Source organism: Candidatus Aquicultor secundus (assembly GCF_002791875.1).
Lineage (GTDB): Bacteria > Actinomycetota > Aquicultoria > Aquicultorales > Aquicultoraceae > Aquicultor_A > Aquicultor_A secundus.
The window spans coordinates 2,696-4,359 of the sequence record NZ_PFNG01000219.1 but is presented as its reverse complement, the minus strand read 5'-3'; the positions used below and the strand labels follow the sequence as shown (position 1 = coordinate 4,359).

Sequence of the window (1,664 nt, the reverse complement as noted above, 5' to 3'; positions counted from 1 at the left end):
TCTCACCTGTTGGAGCAAGCTTGCCCTCTTTCTTCAGTTTCGTCACGTTATTTTTAACGGTGCCCAAAGGTATTCCGGTCACTTCAGATACGTTCTCGGCTGTGCAGGGACCATGCTCCGTGAAGCTAATTAATATGTGGTCTTTTGTTGTAAGTGCTTCAGTAAAGTAAATGTCCGCCTTGATCTGCTCAAGCGTGAAGCTTTCACCAAAAGTTGCTTTTAGAAACGTGGATTCACGCAGGGGGCCAAAGTTGCTTTTGTTGTGGTGAAGGGCAAGCTTAATCTCATTTTCTTGAATGCCGCTATCTATCATTCTTTGTAGCTGCCAGATATTACGGCTCATATTCTGCTTGTAAACGCTCCCAAAAGCTGTTTTATCCCGGTACTTCTCGCCAGCCTTGGGTTTGCTTTGGTGATCGAGTATAAGGACCGTACCAAGCGGTCTGAGCTTGCGGTATAGCGTTGTTACATCCCTGGCACTTTCAGGATCACCGCTTACCGCTGCACCAAAGGAATCGACGATAGTAAGCACGATGTCATGATCTTTAATAAAGCTTACCAGGCTATCAATGATAGAATTTAAGTCACCGGCCTTCTTGTCTTGAGACAGCGGCGAATAGTAGAGCAGGCCTTCAGGTGGAGTAGCAAGTCCTAAACCACGGGATACTTTATACGCTCGCCGTGCTTGCTCAGCCTCATCTAGCTCAAAATCGACGAAAAGCACGTTCCCTTCCTGAACGTGTTTATCCAGGAAATACCTTCCAATTGCGACACAACAAGCGAGGTAAAGGGCAATATAAGATTTGCCCTGTCCACCGTCACCATAAAGCAGGGTGGGGTAATCGACTGGTATAAAATCATCCACTATAAAACGCATCGGTGGCGGTTCTTCAACATCACATAAACGGTGAATTTTTACCGGCACAGCGTCACATCCTCTAAGGGATTGTGACGGTGATGATGCTTCTCCAGGTGAGTATTTGCTAACACTTTCAGCGATTTGCTTAACTTCAGCATCGGACAGTGGAGGAGTACAGCGCTCTTTATTTTCGATCAATAAGGCCGCTTCTATCGCCCGTTGACTAGCCCTCCGGTGCCTCATAGAACCTGCCAGGCTTGTAAGGGTGTTATTGCGTTTACCCTCGGGGATAAACTCAGGGATTGGTTCAACTGTACTATTCTTTCCGGGTCCGTTCAGTATCTCGATTAACCAAGTGGGCATGTCAGCAAGTGGGATGTCATCAGGATGGCTTGAAACCTCCCACTGGTACCGCCGACCGCTTTTATGTAAGCTTGGTGGAGCTACAATATAGCCGCCATCGGCTTTACTATCTAATCCCGGCCTAAAACCGTTTATGCTTTTAACAAAACACCCTGGGTGTTTAAAGATAATATGACGCCCACCGCCGCCTGTTATGGCCTCCACGGTCTCGGGATAAACCCCGTATTCGTCTAAAAGATCGGCCCATGAATCTTCACCGCCTTTATCTGTGTCGATATCTAAGACTGCTATTCCTGAGCCCTCACCAGCCACTAGGCCTATATTTGCACTCGGCCATGCAGTCCACCATTCCTTAATAGTGGCCTCATCGGTTGAAGCGTCTTTCAAACCGTTCATGGTTCTGGGGTGTTTGCCAATGTGCTGGCAGTCAGTTTTGCCGCAT

1 protein-coding gene is annotated in these 1,664 nt (G+C 47.6%); it reads right to left on the bottom strand.

The window, feature by feature from the left end; translation table 11 throughout:
• The coding region (locus COY37_RS09355; protein ID WP_286977355.1) for a bifunctional DNA primase/polymerase at positions 1-1,618 on the bottom strand (1,618 nt) is incomplete at its 3' end.
• Positions 1,619-1,664 lie beyond the last annotated feature (46 nt).